The organism is Nonomuraea sp. NPDC049486, from assembly GCF_040676925.1.
Lineage (GTDB): Bacteria > Actinomycetota > Actinomycetes > Streptosporangiales > Streptosporangiaceae > Nonomuraea > Nonomuraea ferruginea.
The window spans coordinates 56,412-79,339 of record NZ_JBFAPV010000012.1 but is presented as its reverse complement, the minus strand read 5'-3'; the positions used below and the strand labels follow the sequence as shown (position 1 = coordinate 79,339).

The 22,928-nt window shown below is 71.2% G+C and carries 21 protein-coding genes and 1 pseudogene; 8 read left to right on the top strand and 14 right to left on the bottom strand.

Translation table 11 applies throughout. The annotated features are described in order from the left end of the window. Positions 1-77 precede the first annotated feature (77 nt). On the bottom strand, positions 78-431 hold the full coding sequence (locus AB0K05_RS30990; RefSeq protein WP_364233811.1) for a hypothetical protein: 354 nt from the start codon (positions 429-431) through the stop codon (positions 78-80). A gap of 283 nt (positions 432-714) precedes the next feature. Here AB0K05_RS30990 and AB0K05_RS30985 point away from each other — a divergent pair, with 283 nt between their 5' ends. Beyond that, the gene (locus tag AB0K05_RS30985) at positions 715-1,668 is read left to right on the top strand and encodes a hypothetical protein (protein WP_364233809.1); all 954 of its coding nucleotides are present in this window, start codon (positions 715-717) and stop codon (positions 1,666-1,668) included. A gap of 63 nt (positions 1,669-1,731) precedes the next feature. On the opposite strand, the gene AB0K05_RS30980 is transcribed toward AB0K05_RS30985, so the two are convergent. Continuing rightward, complete coding sequence (locus AB0K05_RS30980; RefSeq protein ID WP_271277297.1) at positions 1,732-2,097, bottom strand: hypothetical protein; 366 nt, start codon at positions 2,095-2,097, stop codon at positions 1,732-1,734. Positions 2,098-2,837: 740 nt separating this feature from the next. After that, positions 2,838-3,047, bottom strand: coding sequence for a hypothetical protein (locus tag AB0K05_RS30975; protein WP_148036027.1), 210 nt, complete (start codon positions 3,045-3,047; stop codon positions 2,838-2,840). A gap of 96 nt (positions 3,048-3,143) precedes the next feature. On the opposite strand from AB0K05_RS30975, the gene AB0K05_RS30970 reads away from it, so the two are divergent. Beyond that, positions 3,144-4,088, top strand: coding sequence for a serine hydrolase domain-containing protein (locus AB0K05_RS30970; protein WP_271277296.1), 945 nt, complete (start codon positions 3,144-3,146; stop codon positions 4,086-4,088). Here the strand turns inward: AB0K05_RS30970 and AB0K05_RS30965 are convergent. After that, positions 4,078-4,947 carry a LysR family transcriptional regulator gene (locus tag AB0K05_RS30965; protein WP_148036029.1) on the bottom strand — a complete coding sequence of 290 codons (870 nt, stop codon included), beginning with the start codon at positions 4,945-4,947 and terminating at the stop codon, positions 4,078-4,080. The genes AB0K05_RS30970 and AB0K05_RS30965 overlap by 11 nt on opposite strands. A gap of 71 nt (positions 4,948-5,018) precedes the next feature. Here AB0K05_RS30965 and dapA point away from each other — a divergent pair, with 71 nt between their 5' ends. After that, complete coding sequence (gene dapA, locus AB0K05_RS30960) at positions 5,019-5,897, top strand: 4-hydroxy-tetrahydrodipicolinate synthase (protein WP_271277295.1); 879 nt, start codon at positions 5,019-5,021, stop codon at positions 5,895-5,897. Here the strand turns inward: dapA and AB0K05_RS30955 are convergent. Continuing rightward, entirely contained in the window at positions 5,859-7,004 is a 1,146-nt protein-coding gene (locus AB0K05_RS30955) for an FAD-dependent monooxygenase (protein WP_364233805.1), read from the bottom strand. The genes dapA and AB0K05_RS30955 overlap by 39 nt on opposite strands. 84 nt (positions 7,005-7,088) lie before the next feature. Here AB0K05_RS30955 and AB0K05_RS30950 point away from each other — a divergent pair, with 84 nt between their 5' ends. After that, positions 7,089-7,535, top strand: a complete 447-nt coding sequence (locus AB0K05_RS30950) for a MarR family transcriptional regulator (protein WP_271277293.1) — start codon at positions 7,089-7,091, stop codon at positions 7,533-7,535. Between the two features lie 4 nt (positions 7,536-7,539). Here AB0K05_RS30950 and AB0K05_RS30945 read toward each other — a convergent pair whose 3' ends face one another. From AB0K05_RS30945 to AB0K05_RS30935, 3 genes are read right to left on the bottom strand one after another with little or no spacing between them, the layout of a single operon-like run. After that, on the bottom strand, positions 7,540-12,339 hold the full coding sequence (locus tag AB0K05_RS30945; RefSeq protein ID WP_364233803.1) for a DNA repair ATPase: 4,800 nt from the start codon (positions 12,337-12,339) through the stop codon (positions 7,540-7,542). Between the two features lie 3 nt (positions 12,340-12,342). Continuing rightward, positions 12,343-14,439, bottom strand: a complete 2,097-nt coding sequence (locus tag AB0K05_RS30940; protein WP_219549896.1) for a flotillin family protein — start codon at positions 14,437-14,439, stop codon at positions 12,343-12,345. Then, entirely contained in the window at positions 14,440-14,979 is a 540-nt protein-coding gene (locus tag AB0K05_RS30935) for a hypothetical protein (protein ID WP_271277291.1), read from the bottom strand. Between the two features lie 177 nt (positions 14,980-15,156). Here AB0K05_RS30935 and AB0K05_RS30930 point away from each other — a divergent pair, with 177 nt between their 5' ends. Next, the gene (locus tag AB0K05_RS30930; protein WP_271277313.1) at positions 15,157-16,068 is read left to right on the top strand and encodes an NADP-dependent oxidoreductase; all 912 of its coding nucleotides are present in this window, start codon (positions 15,157-15,159) and stop codon (positions 16,066-16,068) included. On the opposite strand, the gene AB0K05_RS30925 is transcribed toward AB0K05_RS30930, so the two are convergent. Next, complete coding sequence (locus AB0K05_RS30925) at positions 16,065-16,586, bottom strand: CGNR zinc finger domain-containing protein (protein ID WP_271277290.1); 522 nt, start codon at positions 16,584-16,586, stop codon at positions 16,065-16,067. The genes AB0K05_RS30930 and AB0K05_RS30925 overlap by 4 nt on opposite strands. Before the next feature lie 93 nt (positions 16,587-16,679). On the opposite strand from AB0K05_RS30925, the gene AB0K05_RS30920 reads away from it, so the two are divergent. Next, positions 16,680-17,537 carry an alpha/beta hydrolase gene (locus tag AB0K05_RS30920; RefSeq protein WP_271277289.1) on the top strand — a complete coding sequence of 286 codons (858 nt, stop codon included), beginning with the start codon at positions 16,680-16,682 and terminating at the stop codon, positions 17,535-17,537. Positions 17,538-17,553: 16 nt separating this feature from the next. Here the strand turns inward: AB0K05_RS30920 and AB0K05_RS30915 are convergent, their stop codons facing one another. The 3 genes from AB0K05_RS30915 to AB0K05_RS30905 form a co-directional block, all read right to left on the bottom strand. Further along, the gene (locus tag AB0K05_RS30915; RefSeq protein ID WP_364233799.1) at positions 17,554-18,468 is read right to left on the bottom strand and encodes an aminoglycoside phosphotransferase family protein; all 915 of its coding nucleotides are present in this window, start codon (positions 18,466-18,468) and stop codon (positions 17,554-17,556) included. Between the two features lie 66 nt (positions 18,469-18,534). Next, complete coding sequence (locus tag AB0K05_RS30910; protein WP_148036038.1) at positions 18,535-19,413, bottom strand: 1,4-dihydroxy-2-naphthoyl-CoA synthase; 879 nt, start codon at positions 19,411-19,413, stop codon at positions 18,535-18,537. 42 nt (positions 19,414-19,455) lie between these two features. After that, positions 19,456-19,788, bottom strand: coding sequence for a metalloregulator ArsR/SmtB family transcription factor (locus AB0K05_RS30905; RefSeq protein ID WP_148036039.1), 333 nt, complete (start codon positions 19,786-19,788; stop codon positions 19,456-19,458). An 89-nt stretch (positions 19,789-19,877) separates the two neighbouring features. Here AB0K05_RS30905 and AB0K05_RS30900 point away from each other — a divergent pair. Further along, positions 19,878-19,979: pseudogene (locus AB0K05_RS30900) on the top strand (DUF3073 domain-containing protein); the annotation flags it as partial. A gap of 31 nt (positions 19,980-20,010) precedes the next feature. On the opposite strand, the gene AB0K05_RS30895 reads toward AB0K05_RS30900, so the two are convergent. Continuing rightward, positions 20,011-21,294, bottom strand: a complete 1,284-nt coding sequence (locus AB0K05_RS30895) for a cytochrome P450 (protein ID WP_219549912.1) — start codon at positions 21,292-21,294, stop codon at positions 20,011-20,013. Between the two features lie 62 nt (positions 21,295-21,356). On the opposite strand from AB0K05_RS30895, the gene AB0K05_RS30890 reads away from it, so the two are divergent. Further along, entirely contained in the window at positions 21,357-21,941 is a 585-nt protein-coding gene (locus AB0K05_RS30890) for a TetR/AcrR family transcriptional regulator (RefSeq protein WP_271277287.1), read from the top strand. 75 nt (positions 21,942-22,016) lie between these two features. On the opposite strand, the gene AB0K05_RS30885 is transcribed toward AB0K05_RS30890, so the two are convergent. Next, entirely contained in the window at positions 22,017-22,925 is a 909-nt protein-coding gene (locus AB0K05_RS30885) for an alpha/beta hydrolase (RefSeq protein WP_364233793.1), read from the bottom strand. Between the last annotated feature and the right edge of the window lie 3 nt (positions 22,926-22,928).

Sequence of the window (22,928 nt, the reverse complement as noted above, 5' to 3'; positions counted from 1 at the left end):
TCCCGGCTCGTCCGCACCGCAATATCGCGCCGCGGCCCCCGCCCGCGTGGCGCGGGTGCGGGCGGGGGCTCGGCGCGTCAGCAGAGACGGTTCCAGTCGATCGCCTTGCCGGCGGCGGCCTTGATCAAGCGGCACGCGATGGCGGCCAGCCCGCCCGTGTAGCCGCCGACGATGGTGCAGACCGCCATGCCGAACAGCTGGTAGACCGCGTACACGGCCCGGGCCTTCCAGCAGTTCAGCGCCGCGATGGCCACGTCGTCCCGTGGTACGGCGGGTGACGGGGGTATCGCCTCGATCTGCTCGGGGCTGAGCCCGGCCGCCAGCTCGTCCAGCAGGGCTTCGGCGCCGTCGCCGAACTGCGCCAGGACCTCGGTCACGGCCGGGTTCTCCCGCAGCGCCGCCTTCTTGTCTTCCTCGGTGTGGAGTGTCACGTCGTTCTCCCCGGTGTGGTGGTGTCAGGCGCCGGTCGGCGCCTCGGCACTCAGGTAAGCCGGGCGGCGGGGGTGTCCAACAGCGCGTCGGACGGACTCGGCCGGACTCGATCGCGCCGGGACGTCCGGCGGTCGGCATCGGACGCTCTCGGTAATTGCTCTTACACTTGGAGTCACTTGGTGGACATCCCTTGGTCGGGAGAGGGCAAGGTTCTGCGCGACGATGAACGAGAACCCCAAAGAGGGCCCAGATCTTCGGTCTGTCGATCAGGCGCTGGAACGGGTGGGCTCTCACGCGGAGCTGGTGAGGGTGCTGGCCGAGCAGTTCGCCAGGGCCGACGTGTCGCTGCGCGAGCTGGAGTCGCGGGCCGACCGGGCGGGCGGGGCCCGGCTTCCCCGGGCGACGTGCGCCGACATGCTGGCCGGGCGGCGTTTCCCCAAGAAGGCGGTGATGCTGGCGTTCCTGCGGGCCTGCCGGGTGCCCGAGCAGCAGATCCCGGCGTGGGAACGGGCGTGGGAGCGGGTGCGGATCACCCGGATGGCCATCGGGGAGGACCGCGAACCTCCCGCCGGCGCGCCGCTCGCGGATCAGGGGACCGCCGAGGCGGTGACGGTTCGCGGGTCCGGAGGAAGCCGGCAGCGGGCCGTCCTGCTCGCCGCGCTCGTGGCGGTCGTGGTCTCGGGCGCCGTCATCGCCCTGTCGGTCAGGTTCCGCCACGGCGTGCCCGAAGACCTGCCCGTCCGCACCATGGACCCCGGCCACCTCGTCACCGACGACGGCCGCGCGTTCCCCCGCGGCGGGTGGAGCCGGTTCACCGTGACCGTCGACCCCGCCCACACCGCCGTACGGCTGATCCGCCGCCTGGACGTGGGCGTCGCCCTGCAGCACGCCACCATCACGGTGAACGGCCGGCCGGCGGCGGAATGGCGGCCGCTGCTCGGCGAGAGCACCTACAAGTGGCGGGACCAGGTCGTCGAGCTGCCACCGGAGCTGACCACCGGGAGGAGCTCGCTCACCATCGTCAACACCTCGGTGTCCTCATCGGGCTTCAACGAGTTCTACTACACCGTTGAGCAGCAGGTGGACGGTGTCTGGTCGATCAGTGACGAGGTCGACATCGGCCGCGAGCACACGGCCGGCGAGGCTGATCACGACTACCGCAACGTCGGCGAGGACTGGGCCGACACCCAGACCTTCGCCTACCCGCCCCGCAAGGAGGACTGGCGCGTTCGGTGAGCCCGACAGCCCGAACGTGCATATAGGACAACATCTTTTTACTGTGAGTAGCTATATCTTTACTTAATGCTTATGGCCTATGTTGATGAGAGCCTCCGTCGGCGCCCTGGCGACGACAGCGTCTACGCGATGGCCGCGGTCGTCATCGACTCCGTCGACCAAGACGACATCCGTGTCGCACTTGAATCGCTCCGGGTCGGCAAGAGCCCTCGCCTGCATTGGCGTGACGAGCCCGTCAAGCGGCAGTTCGCCATAGCCCAGCGGCTCACAGAGATGCCCATCCACGGAATCGTCACGATCTACATCCACGATCGCGCAGTTCGCACCGAACGCGCGCGCCGCCGATGTCTCGAACGGCTTCTCGGCGAAGTCAGCCTGGCGGGGTGCTCCGAGGTTGTCATCGAAGCTCGTTCCGCCGAACAGGATCACCTCGATCGGGGCCTCCTGACGGGTATGCGTCGCGCGCGAACCCTTCCCCACGATTTGGTGGTCAGATGGCAGCCATCCGTCAGCGAGCCGCTTCTGTGGGCGGCAGACGCCGTAGTGGGCGCTACGACGTGGTGGCTGGACGACCGAACAGGCTGCTATGAGATGCTCGCGCCGAAGACACGCCTGGTATGCGTCGGATGAAGCGGGAAACGCAAAGGCCGGACGCCCGATTCCATCGGGAGGCCCGGCCTCACTTCCGCACCCCAGGGGGTGCGGCAGCCCCCATCATGCCTTACGGAGGGTGATTGGGCAAGACGCGCGAGTCACGTGAGCCGTTCGGGGTACGCGTCCCATCCAACTGGACCATCGTGACCAACTCCGACGCGTGAGCGTTCTGCCGGAGGTCACGTGGTCGGTCTGCCGATGGGCTGGTGAGCGTTCTGCCGGTGACTGTGAAAGCGCTCTGCCGCCGTCTTCCCCGGACGACAGCGCGAGGGCTTGCCCTCGCGCGAAGAGGGCCGAAGGCCCGGGAAGCACGCCGAGCTTGCGAGGGGCGCGGAGCGCCTGGTTGGGCGAGCCCTTTGGTACGGGCGGCGTCAGGCGTTCATGTGGTTGAAGACCTCGGTGGTCGTGCAGGTCATCAGCAGTGCGTGGTCGTTCTGCCGGTACTCCTGTGGGCGTTCTGCCGAACAGTACGTGAGCGTTCTGCCGCACCGCGGCCCAGGGCGTGCGGGACGCCGCTAGGTGATGGTTCGGCGGAAGACGACGGTGGCTGTGAAACGGTCGTGGTGGTCCGGGTCCGGTTGGACCTTGGCGCTGACGACGTGGACCTCCGCGTCGCTGCCGAAGAACCGTTCCGCCAGGGGATAGGCGGCCGCTTCGATGGCCGCCGGGGTCCGTTCGCTGACCGTCACCGAAAGTTCGAAGGGAAAGGGGTCTGTCTTGTGCATGTCACCTGCCCTGGGTGCTGGCGCCCGCGCGCGTTCTCCAGCTACCCACGCGATCGAGCCTGACACGGTGTCAGGAATTAGACCAGGATGGAGGCCATGACGGGCATGGTGGATCGGCTGGACGCCGTACTGAACGCCGGTGAGGCGCCCGGGCTGCACGGGATCGTGGTGGTCCAGCGCGGCGAGCGGGTGCTGGAGCGGTACGGCGCGGGGCAGGACTTCCGTTTGGGCGACCCGCTGGGGCATGTCACGTTCGACGCCGGCACGCCGCACGACGTGCGGTCCATCACCAAGAGCGTGGTGGCGCTGCTGTACGGGATCGCGCTGGAGAGCGGCCTGGTGCCGGATCCGGGCGAGCGGCTCCTCGACCAGTTCCCCGCGCATCGGGACCTGGCGGACGCGGCTCTCACCGTCGAGCACGCGCTCACCATGACCCTCGGCCTCGAATGGGACGAGAGCGTGCCGTACACGAGCGCCGCCAACAGCGAGATCGCGATGGAGGAGGCCCCCGACCGCTACCGCTACGTCCTGGAGCGCCCGATCGTCGAGGAGCCGGGCACGCGGTGGTCCTACTGCGGCGGGGCGACGGCGCTGCTGGGCGGGATCATCGCCCGGGGCGCGGGCAGGCCGCTGGACGAGTACGCGAGGCAGGTGTTGTTCGAGCCGCTGGGCATCGGCGCGTTCGAGTGGACGAAGGGGGCGGACGGGGTGCCGCTGGCGGCGGCGGGGCTGCGCCTGACGCCCCGTGACCTGGCGGCGATCGGCGTGATGGTGCTGCGCGGGGGCGACGGTGTGGTGCCGGAGAGCTGGCTCCGGGAGGCGCTCCGGCCGCGGGTGCCGATCGACGGGGACCGCCACTACGGCTATCACTGGTACGTGGAGACGGGCGCGACGCCGGCCGTGAGCGCCTCAGGAAACGGGGGCCAGCGGCTGCTCGTGATCCCGTCGCGGGACCTGGTGGTGGCGGTCACGGCCGGCGACTACGACGTCTTCGACCGGCCCGGCACCGCGGCCGTGCTGGACGCCGTACTCAGAGACTGAGGCCGGCGAGGGCCTCGTGGAAGGCGGCGATGGCCGCCTGGATCGCCGGATGCTCTCCGTACCCCCGCCTGAAGGCCGCGAGCGTGCGGCGGTGCAGGGGGAGCGGGGTGAGCCGCACCCCGGACGGCGGGGAGAGGGCCGCGAGGCGGGGCACCAGCGCCACGCCCTGCCCGGCCGCCGCGAACGACAGCACGGTGTCGAAGTCGTCGATGTGGTGGCGCACGTCCGGCTCGAACCCGGCCGCCTGGCAGGCCCTGATCGTCATCGTGTGGCACAGGGTGCCGGGCGTGCCGGCGATCCACGGGTCGCCGGCGGCCGCGGCGATGGCGGGCCGGTCGGTGAGGTACATGGGCTCGGCGAAGAGCGGCTCGGTCTCCAGGGCGTCGTCGGTGACCGGCGGCACGAAGTCGTACTCGTGCACGAGCGCGACGTCGAGCTCCCCGGCGCGCAGGGCGGCGGAGACGTCGGCGGGGTCGATCTCGGAGATCATCGGCACCAGCCCTGGGTGGGCGGCGGCGAGCGTGGCGAGCGCGGGCGGCAGCAGGACGCGGGCCGCGGTGGGGAAGGCGCCGACGCGCAGCGGGCCGGACGGTCCGCCCCGGACGGCGGCCAGGGCGGCGGAGGCGCGTTCGAGCTGTTCGAGCACGGCCTGGGCGTGCTCGACGAGCAGGCGGCCCGCCGGGGTGAGCGTCACGGTGCGGCCGGTGCGTTGGAGCAGCGGCACGCCCGCCTCCCGCTCCAGCGCGCTGAGTTGCTGGGAGACCGCCGACGGGGTGAACGCGGCGGCCTCGGCGACGGCCGCGATGGTGCCGCGCCGGGACAGTTCGCGCAGGAGGTGGAGCTTGCGAGGGTCCAGCATCAGCTCATCTTACGATGCAGCTTAGAAAACGTCGCTGGACCTTACGTGTCCTTCCGGGCCAGGCTGGAGACATGTTCACAGGCATCCATGTACCGCTGATCACTCCGTACGGACCGGACGGCGAGGTGGCGTTCGACGCGCTCGGCAAGCTGGCCGACCACGTGCTCGGCCAGGGCGCCTCGGGGCTGGTCGCGCTGGGCACGACGGGAGAGGTCGCGGCCCTGACGCCGGACGAGCGGAGCCGGGTGATCGAGACCTGCGCGGCCGCCTGCCGGGAGCGCGGCGTGCCGCTGACCGTCGGGGTCGCCGGCAACGACACCCGCTCGGTCGGACAGGCGCTGAAGGAGCTGCCCGGCGGGGTGGACGCGGCGCTCGTCACCGTGCCGTACTTCCTGCGGCCGTCGGAGCGCGGGGTGATCGCGCACTTCGAGGCGCTGGCCGAGGAGACGCCGGTGCCGCTGGTCATCTACCACATCCCCTACCGGACCGGGCAGGCCGTAAGCGCGGCGACCCTGCGGCGGCTCGGCGCCCATCCGCGCGTGGCCGCCGTCAAGTACGCGGCGGGGGGCGTCGACCAGGACGCGGTGGACCTGCTCGGGGACCTGCCGGACGGGTTCGACGTGCTGGGCGGGGACGACGCGTTCATCTCGCCGCTGCTCGCCCTCGGCGCGTCCGGCGGCATCATGGCCTCCGCGCACCTGGCCACGGACGCGTTCGCGGAGCTGGTCACGGCCTGGCGCGCGGGCGACGTGACCAGGGCCAGGACGCTGGGGCACCGGCTGGCCCGGCTGTCGGCCGCGCTGTTCGCCGAGCCGAACCCGACGGTGATCAAGGGCGTGCTGCACGCCCGCGGTCTCATCCCCACCCCCGACGTGCGGCTGCCGCTGCTTCCCGCGAGCGCGGAGTCGGTGTCACAGGCTGACCTGGTGACGGTACATCCAGGCGAGTGACTCCTGGTTCGCCTGACGCCTCAGGATGATCGGCAGCAGCGCGTCCCTGAAGATGCGGCCGACCGGCCCGGCGGCCTTGCTGCTGCTGATCCTCCTGGCGTAGGCGACCACCCGCTCGGCCCGCTCGCGCCGCTCGCTCTCGTACCGGCCGAACGCCTCCCGGTGGCCGGCGGCGTCGCGCAGGCAGCGGGCGAGCACCACGGCGTCCTCGACGGCCTGCGACGCGCCCTGCCCCGAACTGGGCGAGGTGGCGTGCGCGGCGTCGCCGGTGAGCACCACCCTGCCGCGGTGCCACACGGGCACCGGCGGCAGGTCGTGGATGGGGAGCACCTGGCCCAGGTCGGCGCGCCGGACCAGACCGGCGGCGATGCCGGCGTCGTCCGCGAACGCCTCCTCCAGCACCGCCCGCCAGTCCGCGGGCTCGTCGCCGAGGGCGCGAGGCAGGTTCGCGAACCACCACGTCTCGCCGTCGCCGGTCACCGTGTAGCCGAAGAACGCGCGCCTGCCGAACATCATGTGGTAGACGCCGGGTTCGCCGGTGATGTTCGGGTCCTTGATGATGCCGCCGCAGTTGTACAGGCCGGTGTAGCGCGGTTCGGGCGCCTCGGGGTCGAGCAGCCGCCGGGTGCGCGAGTGCACGCCGTCGGCCGCGATCAGCAGGTCGCCGGTCGCGCTCGTGCCGTCCTCGTACCGGGCCACCACCTGGGAGCCGGTGTCGTCGAAGGAGACCATGCGCTTGCCGTAGGCGATCGGGACGCCCCGTGCGGCGGCGGCGTCCCGCAGGATCCGGTACAGGTCCGAGCGCAGGATCGTGTGGCTCACCGTGCCGTCGTCCAGCGCCATCCCGTTGGGCACCCGGCCCAGGCGCTTGCCCGTGCCGCTCCACATGACCATGTCGGGGGTGGGGATGCCGGCGCGCGCCACCTCGTGGTGCAGCCTGAGCACGCGCAGCGCGGCCATCCCGTTGGAGGCGACGTTGAGGAACGCGCCCACGCCCTCGGCCCCGGCGTCGTACGCCTCGTGGATCTCGGCGTCGATGCCCACTTCGCGCAGCGCCATGGCGATGGCGGGGCCGCCGATCTCGCACCCTGTGATGAGAGCCTTCATCGTGATAACCTTTCGTTCGTCCGAACGAAATATATGCCGAGGCGAGGTCGTATGGCCAGAGATGTTTCGGATCGCCGAAAGAAATTGCTCGACGCCCTGACCACGGCCGGGCGGGAGAACAGCAACGCCGCCGTCATGTACCACACGGCCATGGGCGAGCGGCTGGGCCTCGGCATGAGCGAAGAGAAGACCATCGACCTGCTGCAACGCCTCGGTCCGCTGACGGCGGGGGAGATCTGCCGGCACACCGGCCTGGCCCCCGCCACCGTCAGCAACCTGATCGACCGGCTGGAGGCCAAAGGGCTGGCGCGGCGGGCCCGCCACCCCAAGGACCGGCGCCGCGTCATCGTGGAGGTCGACTGGGAGCGGCTGGCCGGTTTCGACGAGCTGTTCGTGCCGCTGGTGACCGGCCTGGCCGGCCTGTACGAGCGCTACACCGACGAGCAGCTGGAGCTCATCCTCGACTTCCTCGGCCGGGCCACGGCGATCCAGCGCGACGCCACCGCCGCCCTGACCCGGCAGGAAACCTGACCCGTCAGCGGTTCCTGATCGCCGAGCCCACGTCACGGACCTGGTCCGCCAGCAGGCCCAGCGCGCCGACCGCCCGGCCCATCGGGTCGTCGGCGTCGCCGCCCAGCGCCTTGTCCCGCAGGTAGGCGGCCTTGATCTCGGCCCAGCGGGCCGCCTGCTCCGGGCTGAGGCGGCCGCGCAGCTCCGCCAGCTTGAGCAGGTTCGCCTCCGCGTCCGCGGTGAGCGTCTGCGCCTCGCCGAGGTAGTGGTCGTCGACGAGCGCCTCCAGCTCGTCGTCGTTCATCGCCGGGACGATCCGCTCGGCCAGCTTGTTCATGTTCCGGTACGAGCCCTGCAGCCGGTACGGCGGCTCGGTGCGCGAGGAGTCGGCCTGGGCGGCGGAGGCGATGTAGGCCCGGTTGTTGGCCAGCACCACCTCCTGCACCCGCACCAGCTTGCGCAGCACGCTGAGCAGCTGGTCCAGCTCGGGCTTGGTGTACGGGTGCTTCAGCTGGTCGGGCCGTACCGAGGCGTCGCCCCTGGCCAGTCGCACCAGCAGCTCCACGTCCGACCGGTCGCGGGCCGACAGCGGCGCGAGCACCGGGTTGGACGTGAGCGCGTTGTCGACGTAGCTGAGCGCGAACAGGTCGTCCCGGCCCGACAGCACGTCGCCCAGGTTCCACACGTCGGCCCGGTTGGCGAGCATGTCCGGGATCCGGAAACGCTGCCCCGACTCGGTGTACGGGTTGCCGGCCATGCACACGGCGAACCGCTTGCCGCGCAGGTCGTAGGTGCGGGTGCGGCCGTTCCAGACGCCCTCGATGCGCCGCTGCGCGTCACAGAGCGAGATGAACTTCTGCAGCAGCTCGGGCGAGGTGTGCTGGATGTCGTCCAGGTACAGCAGCGTGTTGTTGCCCGCCTCCAGCGCGAACGAGATCTTCTCCACCTCCTGCCTGGCGGTCGCGTTGGGCGCCTCGGCCGGGTCCAGCGAGGTCACGTCGTGCCCCAGCGCGGGCCCGTTCACCTTGACGAACAGCAGCCCGAGCCGGCTGGCCACGTACTCCATCAGCGTCGTCTTGCCGTAGCCGGGCGGCGAGATGAGCAGCAGCAGGCCCATCTGGTCGGTGCGCTTGCCCTCGCCCGTCGAGCCGAGCTGCTTGGCCAGGTTGTCGCCGATCAGCGGCAGGTACACCTCGTCGAGCAGCCGGTTGCGCACGAACGCGCTCATCACCTTGGGCTTGTACTCCTCCAGCCGCAGCCGCTCCCGCTCGGCGGCGACCAGCTCGGTGCGCCGCTTCTGGTACGCGCGAAAGCCCGGCACCCGCTCGGCCGCGAACCGCCGGGTCCTGGCCAGCAGCTCGTCCAGCCGGATCTCCAGCTTCCTGCCGGCGATCCGCGGGTGCGAGCCGAGCAGGTTCTCCACGGTGGCGGTGACGGTGGCGCCGGAGTCGTGCCTGGGCAGGTCGCACAGCTGCACGGCGACGGCTTCGGCCAGCTCGGGCCCCTGCGCGTAAGCGCCGAGCCAGGCACGGGCGAGCTGCACCTGCTCCGGCAGGGCGACGGCCTTGAGGTCGGACTCGAACTCGCGTGTCCTGACCGGCCCGAGCGTGTGGTGGAACCCCTCCAGCAGGTCGCGGGCCGTCTTGCCGGTGACGAACCCGGCGGGCTTGCCGGCCAGCTCCTCCACCAGATACTCACCGGCGAGCGCGGCGTCGGTGTCGGGCAGGCCGGCCGTCGCCAGGAAGGCGGCGATCAGCGCGCCCAGCTCGGCGGAGAGCGTGGCGAGCGCGGGCCCGGGGCCGAACACCTCGCGGGCCCGCACCAGCGACACGGCCCTGGTGGCCAATGTTTTACGTGAAACCTCGTCCACGCCGTGCGCCCAGAAGAGCTGGGCCGCGGCCCGCGCCTCGGGCGGGTAGCGCAGCAGGCCCGCGCCGTCGCGCAGCCGGATCAGCGCGCCGAGGATCGCGGCGGCGTCGTGGTCGTGCACGCCCCGCTCGTAGCCCTCGTCGTAGCGGGCCGCGGCGGCCTCCCGGACCAGGCGGTCCAGGTCGTCGCCCGGCGTGACCCGGTCGAGCAGCGAGGCCGCCAGGTACTCGGCCCGGTAGACCTCGGGCGTCTCCGACACCAGCAGCTGCTCCCAGAAGGGCCGGGTGTCGGCGAACGAGGCCGGCGCCGGCGACCGGAAGTCGGTGCCGGTGATGGCCAGCTGCATCTCCTGGTCGTGAGGCACCAGCGTGAGGTCGATGGGCTGGGTGTTCACCGCGAACCGGTGACGGCCCAGCCTGATCGTCTCGCCGCCGTCCGCGAACAGGTCGAGCCGGTCGCGCAGCGCCCGCCCGGCCTCCTGCTGCGCCGCCTTGACCCGCCCGTCCAGCTCCTCGGCCCGTACGGAGTCGCCGAGCTCGCGCAGCTCGGCCGCCACCGAGCGGAGCTTGGTCACCATCTGGTCGGTGGCGAAGTACGTGTTGATCTCGTCGGGCGAGCCGAGCGTGGCGATCCTGCGGGTGACGCTGGCCAGGATGCGGTCGGCGGAGGCGAACAGCCGGTCCGCGCGCCGGGCGAGGGCGTCGAGCTGGGCCTGCTTGCGCGACGAGAACGCCTCGTACACGTCGTCGCGCTTGCCGCCGAGCTGTTCGGCGAAGTCGTCGATCTCGCCGAAGCGCGACTCCAGGTTCTCGATCTGCAGCATGAGCCGGCCGAGCTGCTCGTCGCACCTGTCGGGGGTGTCGGCCATCGCCAGCGCACCGGTGATGGCCTGGCCGAGCAGCGCGAACTCGGCGGCGAACGCGGCCCTGCCCTCACTGCTCAGCAGCTCGCGGCGGCGGCCGTCGAGCACCGCCCGCGCCCGGTTGACCCCGCCGAGCACCTCGGCGATGCGGCCCAGGATGGCGGTGCGCACGGTGGCGTCGGCGATGTCGAGGGAGCCGACCACCTCGGTCACCACTTCCAGGCCCTCGGACTGCTCGGCGAGCCGTCCGGCGACGGGCTCGGCCTCGGCGGCGGTCGCGATCGCCGCCGCGTCGGCGGCCAGCGCCTCGACGGCCGCGTGGTAGCCGGTGAACGCGTCCTCCCCTTCCAGGAAGGCCACGGCCCGCCTGCCCGCCTCGTCCAGCTCGCCGGCCAGGGTCGCGGCCAGCTCGTCCAGCCGGCCGGTGTCGATGTAGCGCACCTCGCGGAGCGTCACCAGGTGGCCCTGGGCCCGGCGGAGCGTGGCCAGCAGGCTCACCCACCCGTCGGCGGTGCCGGGCGCGTCCGCCCCGGCCCGCCTGACCAGCTGGGTGACCTCCTCGTCGGCCTCGGCGAGCGTGGCGGCGGCCTGGGCGGTGAGCTGCTCGACGTGCTCGTACTCGTCGAGCACCTGCTCGGCGGTGGCGCGCACGTCGGCGAGCGGCTCGCTCAGGCCGTGCTCGGCCAGCCAGTGGTAGCTGTCGAAGGAGCGCGTGCAGGCGGCGATCAGCGCCTCGAACGTGGCGGCCGACGGCGCCATCTCCTCCACCATGCGGGTGACCGACAGGCAGTCGGAGATGCCCCGGACCAGCTCGGCGTTGCCGATCCGCTCCAGCGGGCCGGTGCCGGCGGGCTGCGCGGCCGCGAAGGTGTCGGAGACGTACGGCGTCTGCCACACCTGCATCGGGTGCACCCGCGTCGGCTCCTCGGAAGTGGCGCGGAAGACCACCATCGTGCCGTCGTCGAACAGCGAGTACCCGTGGCAGACGATGGGGTTGGCCACCTCCTTCCTGATCACGTTGTACGGCAGCAGCAGCGAGCGGCCGTCGTCCCTGGCGTGGAAGACGTAGAGCGCGTCCTCGCCGTTGGGCGCGCGCACGACCCGCTCGAACTCCAGGTCCGCCACGTCGGTGTCGAACGTCTTGCTGGCGCCGGTGGTCAGGTAGTAGCCGCCGGGGAAGATCAGGCCCTGGTCCTCGGGCAGCCGCTGGCATGCCTGGCCGATGCCGTCGAGCCTGGTCACGGCCTTGGTGCGGGTGTTGAAGACCAGGTGCCGCCAGGCGTCCTCCTTGTACGGCCTGATCCGCATGAGGATGAGCGGGCCGACGCGGGCGTGCTCGACGTCGGCGTCCGCCAGGCTCTGCAGCGGCTCGGCGACCGGCTCGGCGTAGATGCCCTCGCCGGTCTCCGTGTTGTTCTCGATCTTGATGGTGAGGTCGCCGCCGAGCGTCTCGACGAACACCTCGCCCTGGATGTCGATGTGCGGGTGCCGGCCGAGCACGTGGTCGTCGCGGGTGGCCGGGGTCCACTCGAAGTCGTGGGACGGGGGGAAGACGTGGTCACGCTCCCCCCTGTTGTCCAGATATTTCGTGACTCCGGTGGGGCTGACTGCCCAGCGCAGCACCCGGATGTCGGCCGGCCCTGTCCTGAACACCGCCAGCAGCTTGCCCTCGACCCGCCGGAGCTGCTTCAGCCGGGTCTCCTTGTAGTAGCGGTAGAGCTCGGCGAAGTCCTTCTTGAACGCCGGGTCGTCCAGCGCCTCCAGCTTGCCCTGCTCGAACCGGAACCCGTCGCCCTCCCGGGCGAAGCGGTGCACCGCGAACACGTCCGACACCGACGTCTCCGGCTTGAGCCCGATGAAGACGTTGTAGCCGAACAACATCACCTCACCCAGGGACACGATGTCCCTGGGGACGCAGTTGTTCTCGGTGCGGATCCGCTCGGTGCCCAGCAGCCGCAGCTCCGCCCCGCCGAACACCTCCAGCCGCGCCGCGTTGACCGCCTCGGCGGCCGCGGCCAGCGCCCTGGCCTGGGCGCCGAGCCGGTTCCGCAGCACCTCGTAGGTGCCCGCCTCCAGGTCGACCTGCTCCGTCACGCGTCAGACCTTCGCCGCTGCCAGCGCGGCCACCGGCTGGTCGGCCACGCCCAGCCGCCGGGCCGTGTCCAGCAGCTCGCCGAGCGGCCCCGACTCCGGCCCGCCCTGCTGGATGAGCCGCAGGAGCAGCGCAGAGACGGTCAGGTTCTTCAGGTCCTCGGTGCTCACCCCGCCGACGACGCCCCTGAGGTCCTCGATCAGGCTGGCGCTCCCGTTCAGGTACGGAGCCGCGAGCGAACCCGCCACCTCGGAGTGCTCCATGAAGCCGTCGACCGTCTTGGCGGCGGTGATCGAACCCACCACCTTGTCGAAGAACATCGTCTCGCCGCCGACGATGTCGATGTTGGCCTTGGCCAGGCCCGCGGCCAGCACGCTCGCCTGCGACTCGGCCACCTGGCGGGTGACGTCGATCTGCTTGAGCCGCACTTCCGTGTCGGCCTCCAGGCGCAGGCGGTACTCCTCGTGCGCCCGGCTGGCCTCGTCCAGCGCGGCCATCGCGGCGGCCTTCTCGGTGAGGCCCTCCGCCTCGGCCTTGAGCTTCTCGCCCACGGCCGCGGCGTTGGCCAGCGCCATCGCCTGCTCGCCCGCAGCCTGCGCCTTGAGCCGCTCGCCCTCGACCAGCGCCATCGCCCTGGCGCCCTCGGCCTCGGCCTGCAGCCGCTCGTTCAGCACCAGCGCCTCGGCCCTGCCGACCTTCTCGATCGCCTCGGCGTCGCGCTCCTTGACCTGGACCTCGGCCAGGCCGGACGCGGCCGCCTCGGCCTGCAGACCCTCGGCGAGCCGCATCTTGGCCCGGGCGTCCAGCTCGGCCGCCTGCTGCCTGGCCTCGGCCAGCACCAGCTCCTCGCGGGCCCTGAACTTCGACGCGGCCTCGGCGGCCTCGGCCGCCTTGATGTCCTTGACCAGGTTCTCCTGCGCCTCGGCCTCGGCGGCGATGATGACGGACTGGCGGGTCCGCTCGGCCTCCTCGACCACGCGCAGCCGCTTGATCGACTCCTCCTGCTCGGCCACCGTCTTGTCGACGGCGATGCGCTCGCGGATGACCTCGGCGATCGACCGCTTCTCGGTCTCGACCTCCTTGTCCTTCGCGATGCGCGACAGCTCGGTCTCCCGCTCGCGGGCGATGACCTCCAGCAGGCGGTCCTTCTCGATGCGCTCGGACTCGATGGCGATCACGCGCTCGCGGTTCTTCTCCGCGACGGCCACCTCGCGGTTGCGGTTCTCCTGCTGCACGCCGAGCTGCTCGTCGGTCTTGATAGCGGCGCTCTGGGCGCGCAGCCGCTCCTCCGCCTGCACCCGGTAGGTCTCCGCCTCCTCGCGGGCCTTCATCGTCTCGATCTCGCGCTTCTGCTTGATCTCGGCGTCGGCCTGGCGGCGCTCCAGTTCGAGGATGGCCTCGCGGGCCTCCACGTTCTGGCGGGTGATCTCCTTCTCCTCGGTGCGCTGGAACTCGTTGGTGCGCACGTGCTCGATCGCCGTCAGCTCGGTGATCTTGCGGATGCCCTGCGCGTCGAGGATGTTGCTCTTGTCGAGCTGGTGCAGCGCGGTCTGCTCCAGGTAGTCGATGGCCGCGTCCTCAAGGCTGTAACCGTTGAGGTCGGTGCCGATGAGCCGGACGATCTCGTCACGGAACTCGTCGCGCTTGGTGTAGAGGTCCACGAAGTCCAGGTGCTTGCCGGCGGTCTTGAGCGCCTCGGAGAACTTCGCGTTGAACAGCTCCTGCAGCGTCTTCTCGTCGCTGGCCCGCTCGGTGCCGATGGCCTGGGCGACCTTGATGACGTCCTCGGCGGTCTTGTTCACCCGTACGAAGAATGTGATCTTGATGTCGGCCCGGATGTTGTCGCGGCAGATCAGCCCTTCGCGGCCGGTGCGTTCGATCTCGATGGTCTTCACCGAGATGTCCATCGTCTCCGCCCGGTGCACGACAGGGAGCACCACCGCGCCGGTGAAGGTCACGTCGACTTTGTTGACCTTCGAGATGATCAGCGCCTTGCCCTGCTCGACCTTGCGGAAAAGGCGGCTGATGAGAATCAGCAGGCCGATGAGGATCACAAGGACGACGGCGATGAACACGCCGACGCCGGTGGAGATCACATCCATTCACTGCTCACTTTCGTAAGGCATGACCCAGAAGAACTCGCCGTCTGCGTCGTACTCGAAGATCAGGGCTGTCTGGCCGCGGGTGAGCCGGTCCTGGCCGGTCGTCCTGACCTGGACGACGGCGGAGGACCCGTCCGCGGCGGTGACCTCGGCCTGGCCGAAGTCGGGGGTCGCCCGCCCGGTGCGGATCACGCACCGCTGGCCGACGAAATCCCCACGTGAGGGCTGTGGTCCGTCCGGCACCAGCCTCCGCAGGGGGGCGATCAGCACGCGGGTGGCGAGCCAGGCTCCGCCGAGGGCGAGCACCGGCACGGCCCACAGCAGCGGGCCCGCGGCGAACTGGCTGCCGATCAGCGTGAGCAGCCACGCCAGGGCGACGAGCAGGGAGATCGTGATGCCGGCCGGCACCCCGCCGAACCCGAGCCAGGGGGCGTCGCCCTCAAGGTCGGAAATCCCGGTGATCACGACGATCCAGTACCCGACGACCACGATCAGAAGGAAGCTGAAAACGGCCGTCGGGAAGCTCAGCGCAACCCGCAAGAAGTCAGTCAATACCCGATGCCCCGTCCCCCGGTGCTCGTCATGTCGGACTATATACAGATAAAGAACGAGTAAAGCGAAAAGTTCCCGAATGGTTAGGCATATGTTGCGCGCGGTTAGCCCGCTTGACCTCAACCTCGGTTGAGGAAGCAGGCTGGCCGCATGAACGACGAGATCATGCGGGCCGCGGCCTTCGCCGAGTTCGGCGGCCCCGAGGTGCTGCGGGTGATGGAGCTGCCGGCTCCGCAGGCCGGCCCCGGCCAGGTGCGCGTACGGGTGAGGACCGCCGGGGTGCAGCCGTTCGACGCGGCCGTCCGGGCCGGCTGGACCCCGCCGGGGGTGACGGGCGGGCTGCCGCGGATCCCGGGCAACGAGTTCGCCGGCGTGGTGGACCAGGTGGGGGAGGGGGTGACCGGGGTGACGGCGGGCGCCGAGGTGCTGGGGTTCTCGCTGCTGCGCTGCTACGCCGAGTACGTGGTGGTCGACGCGGGCGACGTGACCCCCAAGCCGGCCTCGATGCCGTGGGAGGTGGCCGGCTCGCTGACCGCCGGAGCGCAGACGGCCGAGCTGGCCCTCGACGGGCTCGCCGTGACCGAGGGCGACACGCTGCTCGTGCACGCCGCCGCGGGCGCGGTCGGCACGGTGGCCGTCCAGGTCGCCGGGATGCGCGGCGCCACCGTGATCGGCACCGCCCGCGAGGAGAACCACGCCTACCTGCGCGACCTCGGCGCCATCCCGGTCGCCTACGGCGCGGGCCTGGCCGACCGGGTGCGCGCCCTCGCCCCCGGCGGGGTGGACGCCGCGCTCGACGGCGCGGGCGGCGACGCGCTGGAGGTGTCGCTGGAGCTGGTCAAGGACCGCGACCGCATCCTCACGCTGGTCGAGCACGACAAGGCCGCCGAGCTGGGCATCAAGGTCACCCGGGGCACGCGCAGCGCCGAGCGCCTGGCCCGCTACGCCGCCTTGTACGCCGAGGGCCGGCTCAAGTTCCCGGTACGCAGGACGTACCCGCTGGAGCGTGCGGCGGACGCGCACCGCGAGATCGAGACCCGCCACGGCGCCGGCAAGATCGTCATCACGGTCTCCTAGGAACGGACGCGCTGCCGCTGGTTGAACCGGCCCACCTTGGCCCGGTTGCCGCACACGTCCATCGAGCACCAGCGGCGGCCGCCGTTCTTGCTCACGTCGTAGAACCAGAGCACGCAGCGCGGGTTGGCGCACTTGCGCACCCGCTCCGGGCGCTCGCCGAGCACCCGGGCCAGGTCGGCGGCCGCCACCCAGGCCGCGTGCCAGGCCGGATCGTCCAGGACGACGACCTCGTACGGCTCGGCGCCGCTCAGCTGGGGGCGGCGGGCGCCGTGGGCCAGCACCGCGTTGAGCGGGGCCGCCTCGCCCCGCTCAAGCAGCGCGCGCATCGCGTCGCGGGCCTGGACCAGCGGGTCGCGGGCGCGCTCCGGGTCGTCGCCGCCTGGCAGATCGTGATCCGCCAGCCAGGCCCGCACGCCGTCGAGATCGTCGAACTGGTCGACCAGTGTGGCGTTGTCGATCCACACGGTGTCGACCAGGTCCAGCCCCACGGGTTCGGTCCTGAGCGGACGCAGTCTCACAGTGATTAACCCCTGAAGTCAGTTTGACCGGTTGCAGATCATCATGCTACCACTTAACCATCGAAAAGACTTTCAACGGTTAAGAGGTTCGCCGTGACCATCCGCTACCGCACCGTCCGGATCGACGGGCTCGACGTCTTCTACCGGGAGGCGGGCGACCCGTCCGCGCCCACGCTCGTCCTGCTGCACGGGTTCCCGACCTCGTCCATCGCCTACCAGGAGCTGATGGGCGAGCTGCGGGACGAGTTCCACCTGATCGCGCCCGACTACCCCGGCTTCGGGCACAGCTCGGCGCCCGCCGCCGGAGAGTTCGGCTACACCTTCGACCGCTTCGCCGACGTGGTGGACCGGCTGCTGGACACGCTCGGCGTGCGGCGTTACGCGCTCTACGTGCACGACTACGGCGCACCCGTCGGCTTCCGGCTCGCCGTCCGGCATCCCGAGCGGATCACCGGCATCGTCACCCAGAACGGCAACGCGTACGAGGAAGGGCTGACCCCGTTCTGGGACCCGTTCAAGAAGGCCTGGGCAGACCCGCAGGCCGGCACGGCGGCGCTGCGGGCGTACTTCACCTGGGAGGCAACCCAGTGGCAGTACACGCACGGCGTGCCGGACACCACGCTGGTCAACCCGGACAAGGCGCTGTTCGACCAGGCGCTGCTGGACCGGCCGGGCAGCGCCGACATCCAGCTCGCGCTCTTCCTCGACTACGGGGGCAACGTCGCCCTCTACCCGCAGTGGCAGGAGTATCTGCGCACGCACCGCCCGCCCGTGCTGGCCGTGTGGGGCCGCAACGACGAGATCTTCGGCCCGGACGGCGCGCGCACCTTCGCCGGGGACGTGCCGGACGCGCGCATCCACCTGCTGGACGCCGGCCACTTCCCCCTGGAGACCAGGCTCGCCCAGATCGCGGCCCTCACCCGCGACTTCCTGCGCGGCCTCTCGGACTGACCCCCGGCCGCCGGGCCTACTGGCGGTGAACCATCGCCTCGGCGATGGCCAGCTGGACATCGTCGAGGCGGTCCTCGCCGTCCTCGACGCTCCACAGCGAGTTCTGCAGCACCCGTCCCAGCGTCCAGCCGGCCGCCCGCGCGGGGTCCAGCCCCAGCGCCTCCACCAGCAGGTCGAAGCGCCGCAGCACGCTCCCGCGCACGTCACCGGAGGCCACCACCTCACCCCACCGGTTGTCCAGCGCGGGCAGCAGGTCGAACCCGGGGTCGCCGGCCAGCGGCTTCGGGTCGATCGCCAGCCACGGCTCCCGCTCGGCGGCCAGCACGTTGTCGTAGTGCAGATCCCAGTGGAGCAGCCGGTCGCCGGGCTCGGGGACGAGATCGGCGACCGCCGCGGCGCACCGGCGCAGCCAGGCCCGGTCCTCCTCCCGGGGCAGCTTCGCCAGTGCCGCGGGCACGTCCTCCACCATCTGCCCGGCGATGTCGCCGAGCCGCCGCAGCCCTTCGGGAGCGGGCCGCGCCACCAGCCGGGCCAGCAGCTCGGCGAGGATCTCCATCGCCTTCATGTCGTCCGGCACCGCCGACAGCGACCGGCTCTCGTCCAGCCGCTCCAGCAGCATCGTCCCGGTGGCCGGGTCGTGCTCCAGCAGCAGCACCGACCCGTCGCCGGCCCAGGCGCGCAGCCCCACGGGCTCGGTCGCGTTCTCGTCGGTGACGGGCTGCAGCTTCAGCGCGGCGGGCGTGCCGTCGGCCCGCACCACGGGCAGCACCAGGGAGACCACGCCGTGCATGGACGCGCCGTCGAGGCGCAGCCCCCACTCCTCCAGATAACGCCTGGCCAGCGCGGGCAGCCCGGCCGACCAGGCCCGTCCCGCCTCGCCCTCCCACTTGACATGCGACTCGGTCAACGCCGGCGGCACCACGATCTCCATGCCACCAGTCTGGCCGCCCGGGCAACCGGTTTTCGGGAGGTCAGGGCCTCGCGCGGGGAGCGGGCGTCAGTAGTGATAGGGGTACGGCGACCAGTCGGGTTCGCGCTTCTCCAGGAACGAGTCGCGCCCTTCGGCGGCCTCGTCGGTCATGTAGGCCAGCCTGGTCGCCTCACCGGCGAACACCTGCTGGCCCACCAGCCCGTCGTCGATCAGGTTGAAGGAGAACTTGAGCATCCGCTGCGCCGTCGGCGACTTGGCGTTGATCTTGCGGGCCCAGTCGAGCGCCGTGGCCTCCAGCTCCTCGTGCGGCACGACCGCGTTGACCATGCCCATCCGGTGGGCGTCGGCCGCGCTGTAGGTGTCGCCGAGGAAGAAGATCTCGCGGGCGAACTTCTGGCCCACCTGGCGCGCGAGATAGGCGGAGCCGAAGCCGCCGTCGAAGCTCGCCACGTCGGCGTCGGTCTGCTTGAACCGGGCGTGCTCGGCGCTGGCGAGTGTGAGATCGGCCACCACGTGCAGGCTGTGGCCGCCGCCCGCCGCCCAGCCGGGCACCACGCAGATGACCACCTTGGGCATGAACCGGATCAGCCGCTGCACCTCGAGGATGTGCAGCCGCCCGGTCGCGGCCGAGCCGTCGGCGTACTGGTAGCCGTCCTTGCCGCGGATGCGCTGGTCGCCGCCGGAGCAGAAGGCCCAGCCGCCGTCCTTGGGCGAGGGGCCGTTGCCGGTCAGCAGCACGCACCCGACGTCGGTGGTCTGCCGGGCATGGTCGAACGCGCGGTAGAGCTCGTCGACGGTCTGCGGGCGGAAGGCGTTGCGCACCTCCGGGCGGTTGAACGCGATGCGCACCGTGCCCTGGTCGACAGCCCTGTGGTAGGTGATGTCGGTGAAGTCGAACCCCTCGACTTCCTGCCACGCCTTGGGATCGAACAGCTCGGAGACCATGGGCCGAAGCCTACCGGGTGGCGGCTCCGGCCCACGGGCCGGTCAGGGGACCTCCGCCCGGAGCTCGGCGAGCAGCTGGCCCTGGTCGGCGAGCATGTCGGTCAGGATGCGGCGGGCGATCCGCAGCAGGTCGGCGAGCTCGGGTGTGGCCAGTGTGTAGACCACGGTGCTGCCTTCACGGATGGCGGTCACGATGCCCGCTCTGCGCAGGACCGCCAGCTGCTGTGAGAGGCTCGACGCCTCGATGTCGATCTGGGCCAGGAGATCCCTGACGGGAAGTGGCCCTTCCTGGAGTAGCTCCAACACTCTGATGCGAGCGGGGTGGCCGAGAGTCCGGAACAAATCCGCCTTGGCCTGGTTGACCTCCACGTGCATAGTGACAGACTAATCCAGCGCAGTTGCATAATTCTTCAAGTCGTAACGTTGTCGGATAGCATGGGCAGCGGGGACTAGGGAGTTGAGCCATGGGCCGAGGAAGAGCCAAGGCGAAGCAGACGAAGGTCGCTCGCCAGCTGAAGTACACCAGCCATCACATCGACTACGACCGCCTCCGCGAGGAGTTGGGCGCCGACGAACGACGTGACGACATGCACCCCGCTACGTCGTCCGATCAAGAGACCGGGCGCGCGCAATAACGCGGGTGAGTCGTGCGGGACTCAGGGTGACGTTGGTGAGCCGCCTGGTCTCGGGCGCCGGATCCGGCGCCGTGAGATCCAGGCGGTGCAACACCTCCCTGATGATCACCCGCATCTCCAGCAGGGCCAGCTGAGCGCCGACGCAGAAGCGCCGGCCGCCGCCGAACGGCATCCAGGCCCTGCTCTGCTGACCATCGAGGAAGCGTTCCGGCCTGAACTCCTCCGGTGACGGGAAAGCCGCCGGGTCCCGGTGCACGAGCGGGATGAACGGTCCCGCGTACGATCCGGCCGGTATCTCGTACTCACCCAGCCGGAGCGGGGCGTCGAGCAGCCGGGGAGCCTCGTAGACCGCGGGCCTGACCCGCATCACCTCCTTCACCACCGCGTCGAGGTACGGCTCGTCGTCGGGCAGCCGCTCCAGGACGTGCGGCAGCCGGAGCAGCCGCTCGAACGCCCAGGCCAGACTGGTCGCCGTGGTCTCGTGACCGGCGATCAGCAGGGTGATCAGCTCGTCGCGGATCTCCTGGTCGTCGAAGCCCGACTCCAGCAGCCTGCTCAGCACGTCCGTGCCGTCCGCCCCGGCGCTCCGCCTGCGGGCGATCTCCTCGTACAGGATCGCGTCGACGCCCGCGCGTGCCTTCAGGAAGCGCGCGTACGGCAGGAACGGCACTCCCTTGGCGCGCTCGCGCAGGCGGGCCGGGAGCATGACGACCGACGTCGCGCCGCCGAGCCGGATCAGGCGGGGGAGCAGCGCGTGCAGCCGGCCGAGGCGCTCCGCGTCGCGGATGCCGAAGACCAGCCTGATGATCACTTCCAGGGTGATCTCCTGCATGCGGTCGCGCAGCGCGATCGGCACGCCGAGCGGCCAGGTCGCGATCTTCTCCGCGGCGATGGCCGCGATCTCGTCGTGGTAGCCGGCCACCTGCCTGGCTCTTAACGGCGGGGTGAGCGCCTTCCGGTGGCGTGACCAGCCGTCGCCGTCCAGCGTCAGCACCGAGTGGGCGCCGACCATCGGCTCCAGGAAGTCGCGCCGCGCGGCGCCGGCCAGGCCGCCGCCCTGGTCGGTGCGGTAGACCTGTTCGGCCAGCTCGGCGGTGGTGACGTACACCTCGGGCGGGAAGCCGAAGTAGCGCACCGTGAAGATCGGGCCGTACTCGCGGTGCAGCCTGTCGAACGCGCCCGCGGGGTCGAGCATGATCCAGGCGGTCTGGGCGGCTGCGGGCAGTCGCGGTCCGGGTGGGAGCATCACAGGTCCTCCGATACGTACGTATGTCATAGACGCTTGTATATATCGATAGCATGGATGCCGTGTCACGGAAAGAGGTTCGCGAGCGGTTGCTCGCCGGTGCGGTGAGCTGCCTGCAGGAGAAGGGCTACGCCCGCACGACCGCGCGCGACCTGGTCGCGGCGTCGGGCACCAACCTCGCCTCCATCGGTTATCACTTCGGAGGCAAGGACGCCCTGCTCAACGAGGCCATCATCGCCTGCTTCGAGGGGTGGACCGAGCGGGTCGAGAAGGCCATCTTCAGCAGCGGCCTCGGCACGCCCCGCGAGCTGCTCGAACGCGCCATGGCCGCGCTGGTCGACGTGTTCGGCGAGATGCGGCCGACGCTGATGGGCTGCGTCGAGGGCTACCCCGCGGCGCTGCGCGAGCAGGCGCTGCGCGAGCGCCTCGCGGCCGCGTACGGCGACGCCCGCGAGGCGGGGGTCGGCATGCTGCGGCGGGCCTCCGCCGAGATGGGCGTCGAGCTGCCGGTCGCGCCCGAGGTCCTGGTCTCGGTGCTGATCGCCATCTCCGACGGGCTGATGATCCAATGGCTGCTCGACCCGGACAGCACCCCCGACTCCCGCCAGATCGTCGACGCCCTCGCCGCGATCTCCGCACTCACCTGACCCCGCCCGTCCCGCGCTTGGGGATCACCTGACTCCGCCCCCGTCCGTGGAGGGTCGTCCGGGATCTTGGTGGTCTCATGCGGTGGGCTCGGCCGTGTGACGCAGGATCGCGTCCGCCACCTCGTCGCGGACCTGAGCCGGCAGCATGTGCCCCATGTCCCGCACCATGAGCAGCTCCGCGCCGGGGATGGCCGCGGCGATGAGCGCGCCGTGGCCGGGCTTGGCGGGCTCGTGCGTGCCCTCGATGACCAGCGTCGGCGCCTCGACCCGGCCGAGCACGCCCTCGGGCTCGAAGCCGGGGTTCGCGGCGGCCGCCCGCCGGTGGTTGACCACCGCCGCCAGGTCCCTGGCCCGCTCGAAGACCCGCTCGGCCAGCCGCCGCTCGGCGTCCTCGTCGAACGGCAGCGCCGTCCCGTTCAGCACCCGCGCCTCGGCGATCATCCGGTCGATCTGCTCGCCCCGGCTGGCCGGCGGCGGGCTCTGGATCGCCTCGGTGTAGAACGCCGTGAACTCCGGCGTGGGCGGCGGCAGGCTGCCCTCCGGCTGCGGCTGCCCGGTGAGCGCCCGCATGAGCACCTCGCCCTCGTGCCCGCCCAGCGGCGACGAGCCGATCACGGTGAGCGTGCGTACCCGCTCCGGCCGCTCCACCGCCACCAGCTGCCCGAGCAGCCCGCCCGCCGAGTGGCCCACCAGGTGCGCGCTCTCCAGCCCGTACGCGTCGAGCACGCGCAGCACGTCGTCCTTGATGTCGAGCCAGGTGTACGGGTTCGCGTCGAAGTCGACGGTGCCCGATCTGCCGGTGTCGCGATGGTCGTAGCGGATGACCCTGCGCCCGCCAGCCACCAGCCTGCCGACGAACTCCTCCGGCCACAGCACGCCCTGCGACATCGACCCCATCACCAGGAGAACGGGCGGGTGATCAGGGTCGCCGAACTCCTCCGTCCAGAGCTCGACGCCGTCCACGTTGATCAGGTTCTCTGTCATGCC